7 protein-coding genes are annotated in these 5,706 nt (G+C 74.3%); all 7 read left to right on the plus strand.

All coding sequences use genetic code 11. From position 1 onward, the window contains the following. The first annotated feature begins 29 nt into the window (after positions 1–29). Complete coding sequence (locus ACFU99_RS30880; RefSeq protein ID WP_384398294.1) at positions 30–1,502, plus strand: SCO6880 family protein; 1,473 nt, start codon at positions 30–32, stop codon at positions 1,500–1,502. Then, the gene (locus tag ACFU99_RS30885) at positions 1,499–2,122 is read left to right on the plus strand and encodes a hypothetical protein (RefSeq protein ID WP_384398284.1); all 624 of its coding nucleotides are present in this window, start codon (positions 1,499–1,501) and stop codon (positions 2,120–2,122) included. Before ACFU99_RS30880 ends, ACFU99_RS30885 begins: the two co-directional genes overlap by 4 nt. A 50-nt stretch (positions 2,123–2,172) precedes the next feature. Continuing rightward, entirely contained in the window at positions 2,173–2,622 is a 450-nt protein-coding gene (locus tag ACFU99_RS30890; protein ID WP_384398286.1) for a DUF6238 family protein, read from the plus strand. 29 nt (positions 2,623–2,651) lie between these two features. Then, complete coding sequence (locus tag ACFU99_RS30895) at positions 2,652–4,154, plus strand: ATP-binding protein (RefSeq protein ID WP_384398296.1); 1,503 nt, start codon at positions 2,652–2,654, stop codon at positions 4,152–4,154. A gap of 56 nt (positions 4,155–4,210) precedes the next feature. Continuing rightward, the gene (locus ACFU99_RS30900; protein WP_384398288.1) at positions 4,211–4,462 is read left to right on the plus strand and encodes a hypothetical protein; all 252 of its coding nucleotides are present in this window, start codon (positions 4,211–4,213) and stop codon (positions 4,460–4,462) included. Beyond that, the gene (locus ACFU99_RS30905) at positions 4,452–4,937 is read left to right on the plus strand and encodes a hypothetical protein (RefSeq protein ID WP_384398290.1); all 486 of its coding nucleotides are present in this window, start codon (positions 4,452–4,454) and stop codon (positions 4,935–4,937) included. The genes ACFU99_RS30900 and ACFU99_RS30905 overlap by 11 nt, the downstream gene beginning before the upstream one ends. Before the next feature lie 36 nt (positions 4,938–4,973). Beyond that, the coding region (locus tag ACFU99_RS30910) for a hypothetical protein (protein ID WP_384398292.1) at positions 4,974–5,706 on the plus strand (733 nt) is incomplete at its 3' end.

The raw sequence follows: 5,706 nt of genomic DNA on the forward strand, positions 1-5,706 counted from the left end.
CGGCCCCGACCGCGCCTCTGGACCCGTCCTTGTCTGATCTCTCCGCCGCTCCGGCCCCGGTCACGGTGAAGTTCCCGCACCGCTCCCGCCGCGGCATCCTCCTCGGCCTATCCCTTCCCCAGCTCACCCTCGTCTCCCTCATGCTGGCGCTGCTGCTGGCCACGGTCGTCAGCACCGGCATCGCCGGCGCGCTCGCGCTCACTCCCTTGTGGGCGGCGGCCGGGGTCCTGGTGGCCGTGCGGCGCCAGGGCCGCTCCCTGATCGACTGGGCCCCCATCGTCGTGCGCTACGCCCGCCGGCACCGCACCGGGCAGCGCCGGTGGCTGGCCAGGCCGGTCTCCCGTCCCCGCACCGACGGCCTGCTGCACCTGCCCGGCACCACCGCCGCGCTGCGCGTGGTCACCCCCGACGGCTCCCGGGCCGCCGCCGTGCACGACCCCCACGCCCAGACCCTGACCGCCGTCGCCCGCGTCTCCTCCCGCGCCTTCGCCCTCCTGGACCCCGCCACCCAGACCCACCACGTCAGCGGCTGGGGCCGGGCCCTGGCGGGCATCGCCCGCACCGGACACCTCGCCGCCGTCCAGGTCCTGGAGCGCACCGTCCCCGACTCCGGCGACACCCTCGCCCGCCACTGGGCCCAGCAGGGCCACCCCCACACCCCGCTCGCCGGACCCCTCTACGCCGGCCTCGTCGCCTCCGCCGGACCCGCCGCCGCCCCGCATGAGACATACCTGGCGATCTCCCTGGACCTCAAGGCCGCCAAACGCCTCATCAACCAGGCCGGCGGCGGCCTGCCGGGCGCGTTCACCGTGATGGAGCAGACCACCGCCTCTCTCGCCCAGGCCGCCCGCAGCGCCGGACTGACCGTGACCGGCTGGCTCACCGCCCGCGAGATCGCCGCCGTCATCCGCACCGCCTACGACCCCAAGGCCCTCTCCCACCTCCAGCAGTGGTCCGAGACCGGCCGCGCCGAGGCCGACCCGGCCGCCGCCGGTCCCGTCGTCCAGGTCGAGGAGTACGACCGGCTCATCACCGACACCGCCCACCACGCCACCTACTGGGTCGAAGACTGGCCCCGCACCGAAACCAGCGCCGGCTTCCTGCACGGCCTGATGTTCACCGCCGGGGTCCGCCGCAGCCTCTCCCTCATCTACGTACCCCAGAAACTGGAGTCCGCGCTGCGCGACGTCCAGCGCAAGAAGGCCGCGATCATCGCCGACGCCGGCGAACGGCAGCGCCGCGGCATCGTCGACTCCGAGGCCGACAACGTCGAATACGCCGACGTCAAAACCCGCGAACGCCAGCTCATCGCCGGTCACGCCGATGTCGCCCTGACCGGACTGCTGACCGTCAGCGCGGAGTCCGACACCCAGCTCGACGCGGCCTGCGCCCAGATCGAAACCGCCGCCGGCACCGCCCAAGTCGACCTGCGCCGCCTCTACTTCCAGCAGCCCGACGCCCTCACCCTGGCCGCCCTGCCACTCGCCCGGACCGCCCTGTGACCCACCAACCCCCACCCCCAACCCCGACCGCGACCACGGTCCCGGTCCCGGATGCCGCGCTCATCGACGAGATCCACGACCTGCTCGCCGTACTGCAGTCCCTGCGGCGCCGTCACCAACAAGAGCTGGACGAGCACCGTAACGCGGACGGCGAAGTGATCGAGGAGCAGTACGCCGCCTACGAGGAGACCCGCACCGACACCGCCATCGAAGCCAGCGACGCCCTCGAAACCGTGACCCGCCGCCTGGAACTGCTGGCCGCAACCCCCGTACGCCGCGCCTTCACCGTCACCCTCACCGGCCCCGGCTACGACGAAGGCGAGGCCCCGTGGCTGTTCGTCGTGAACGCCACCGGCCTCGACGACGCCCACCAGACCCTCACCCGCCTCCCCTCCTTCCAGCGCTGGCTGGCCGGCAACCGCACCGCCCAAACCCCCGCGCCCGCCGTGGACCTCCTCGCCGACGAGAGCCACCCCGGCGTCCGCGCCCCCGGAACGTACAACGACCTGCGCAACGAACAGGCCGCCCTGACCGGTCGCACCGCCGCCTCGCACAGTGCTCCCGCCACCGCTCCCCCGACTCCCGGGCCGCCGTCCACCGCCCGCCCTCATACGCGCTGAGCCGGGCCCCGCCCGCCACCGCCCTGCCGCCCCGGCAGAAGGAACCCCTCTTGCCCTCTCCTCCCTCTCCCGCCCGTGAGGCGCACCCCTACCTGCGGGCGGCGACCGCCGGCCTGCGCCACCACACCCGCTCCCGCCCCACCGGGCCGCAGGTTGCGGACCGCGTGCACCTCGACGCCCTGCACGCGCACCTCACCGCCCTGCACCGGCTCCTCGACCAGCTCGCGGACGCCGCCCGGCCGCCGCATCCCACCACCGGCCGGCATCTGGCCACCGCCCACCTGCGGCTGTGGCAGGCCACCGCCGCCGTCCATGACGCCTTCCACGCCCTGCCGCACGCCGACGGCCCCGACTGCCACCCCGAGCGGCTGCCGGACGGCCCGCCCGTGCTGACCATCTGCCAGCGCCACCTCGCCGCCGGCCACGCCGTCCGCCGCAAATCCACCCCCGCCGGCCTCAACGCCCCCCTCCACGGCCACAGCACCACCTGCGCCCAATGAGGCGCACCCCCCGCCGCAACGAGCCCGCCATGTCCCACCGGACGGGCCGCCGCGCCTCCGCGTCCGCGCTGTTCACCCCGCACGGCACCGACCGCGCCGCCCGCAAAGCCGCCCGCCGCCGGCTCGCCGAAGCCACCACCCAGGCCCGCACCGCCGCAGCCCGCACGGACGGCCACGCGCCGGCCCAGGAAGACATGCCCGTCGGCGTCTTCGGGCCGGCCGGGCGGCCGGGTCCCGCCTCTGCCCGCGGTGCCAAGCTCCGTCTGCCCGCGCACCGCATGACCACCGCCACCGCCTCCGGCGCTTACCCCTTCCTCGCCGAGGGCGGCCTCGGCGCCGAGGGCCTCTACATCGGCAGCGACGTCCACGCCGAAGCCTCCTTCTGCTTCGACCCCTTCGCCCTCTACGGCAGACTCGACGGGTTCACCAACCCCAACGTGCTGCTCGCCGGGGTGATCGGACAGGGCAAGAGCGCGCTCGCCAAATCCGTCGCGCTCCGCTCCGTCGCCTTCGGCTACCGCGTCTACGTCCCGTGCGACCCGAAGGGCGAATGGACCGCCGTCGCCGAGGCCCTGGGCGGCACGACGATCGCCCTGGGCCCCGGCCTGCCCGGCAAACTCAACCCGCTGGACGCCGCCCCGCGCCCCGCCTCGGTCCCCGAGGCCGACTGGGCCGGCGAGATCCGCAAGCGCCGCCTGCTGCTCCTCGGCTCCCTGGCCCGCACCGTCCTCGGCCGCGACCTGCGGCCCATGGAGCACACCGCCCTGGACGTCGCCCTGGACGCCGTGGTCGCCCAGGCCGCCGCCACCGCACGCGCCCCGCTGCTCGGCGACATCGCCGCCACCCTCAACACCCCCCAGGAGCTCGACCGCGCCGGCGGCGCCATGTCCGGGCACCTCGGGGACGCGGCCCGCGACCTCGCCCACGCCCTGCGCCGCATGGTCCACGGCGACCTCGCCGGCATGTTCGACGCCCCCTCCACCGCCGCCTTCGACCCCGACAGCCCGATGCTCACCATCGACCTGTCCCGCCTCGGCGGCTCCGGCGACGACACCGCCCTCGTCCTCGCCATGACCTGCGCGAGCGCCTGGATGGAATCCGCCCTCACCGACCCCGCCGGCGGACGGCGCTGGATCGTCTACGACGAAGCCTGGCGCCTCATGCGCCACCCCGGCCTCCTCCAGCGCATGCAGTCCCAATGGAAACTCTCCCGCGGCCTGGGCATCGCCAACCTCATGGTCATCCACCGGCTGTCCGACCTGCTCACCGCCGGCGACGCCGGCTCCCGCGGCCGCGCCCTCGCCGAAGGACTCCTCGCCGACTGCTCCACCCGCATCATCTACCGCCAGGAAACCGACCAGCTCCACGCCGCCGCCACACTCCTCGGCCTCACCACCGTGGAACGCGACGCCATCGCCCACCTCAACCGCGGCCGCGGACTATGGAAAGTCGCCGGACGGTCCTTCATCGTCCAGCACCACCTCCACCCCAGCGAACTGCCGCTCTTCGACACCGACGCCCGCATGCAGTAAAGAGGCGCCGCGTTCACGAATACCGACGTACTGAACCCGCAAATCCCAGGAGTTCCTTGAAACGCCCCGCCGATTGCAGCGACGCCGAATGGGCCGAAATCCAGCAGTGCCAGGCCGAGCACGACAATCTCATGGACCAGGTCGCCGATCGAGAAGCCCAGATGGAACAAGGTTTCATCGACACGTACGACGAGTACGAATTCGACTACACCACCCCCGTCCGCCCCGCGCAGCCGCCGCATCCCGCAGACCACACCCAGCCGTCTCCGCTCCGCTCCACCTCGCACCGCAGCGGCCGTGCACGCTGACCACGAGGGCACCCCGGGGCGGCCCGCAGGACGCAGCGGCGGCAGCGGCTCGCGCCCGGCCGAGGCCGCCGCGGACGCGGACGCGGACGCGGACGGCACCACTGTGTACGGCTACGGCGATGCGGTCCTCGCCCTCACCGACCGGCTTAACGCCGCCGCCTCGTACGCGCAGGCCGCCGCCCTGCTGGACCAGGTCGTGGAACCGGCCCACGGCCTGCTGGAACGGCTCGCGGAGTTCTTCGAAGCGGCGGCCGAGAAGGCCCAGGAGGCCGCGGAGGACGACGGGTTCGACCTGGCGTACGACCTCGCCGACGCCGCCGCCCAGATCCGCAGCCTCACCGAGCAACTGCACGTGGCCGAGGACCGGATGCGCGCCCTCACCCCACCCCCGCCGCTACACCGGCCAGCAGCACCGGCCCACGCGCTGCCTCCGTCCCGGCCGGCTCTTCCTCCACCCCGGCCGCGCGCACGCTGACGCCGCCGTCCAGACCCCTCTCGTCCCCGGGAGCCCATGCCCACGCCCCGCACCGATCTGTCCGCCTTCGCCGCCGGCCTGGCCGCCCGCCTGCCCGGCCCCTGGACCAGCGTCTACCAGCGCCACGCCGCGTACCGGGACCAGTTCCCCCTGACCGAGCAGCTCTGGGATGCCGGCCACGTCGACCACGTCGTCAGCACGTACGTGCTCACCCACGACGCCGTCCTCCACGGCCCCGCAGGCCAGCGGCTCTACCTCACCGACCGGCCCCTGTACCCGAGCCAGTTCGTCATCGCTCCCCTCCAACCCGACGGCGACGGCATCAGGCCGCACCACTTCGAGGGCGTCGAGGAACCGGACGGCATCGCCGTCCCCCACGACCCCGCCCGCGCCGCCGCCCACGTCACCCGCCGGCTCCTGCCCCGCTACGAACACGCCCTGCGCGAGGTGTTCCGCAACACGGCCGACCAGCCCGACCCCCCGCACCGGGCCGCCCCGCCCCAGGCCGCGCAGGTGCTGACCCTGACCTACTACCCCGACGGGGCCCTCGGGGCGCCGTACGCGAGCGTGCCCTCCGCCGCCCGCGCGGCGCTGTACGCCCACGGCTTCCAGTACCACCCCCACCAGGCCGCCTTCCTCCTGCCCGCCGCCTACGGGGAAGACGGCCGCGCCCGGCGCGTCCAGGCCGTTGCCCGCAAACTCGCCGCCCGGGGCATCGGCGTGAACCTCCGCCACGCCGCACCGGATACCGCTTCACCCTCCGTCACGA

This window comes from Streptomyces sp. NPDC057654 (assembly GCF_042800135.1).
In the GTDB taxonomy this organism is placed as follows: Bacteria; Actinomycetota; Actinomycetes; order Streptomycetales; family Streptomycetaceae; genus Streptomyces.

Coding starts and splice junctions, on each gene's coding strand:
- ACFU99_RS30895 (WP_384398296.1), top strand. CDS start 2,652: ATGTCCCACCGGACGGGCCGCCGCGCCTCCGCGTCCGCGCTGTTCACC.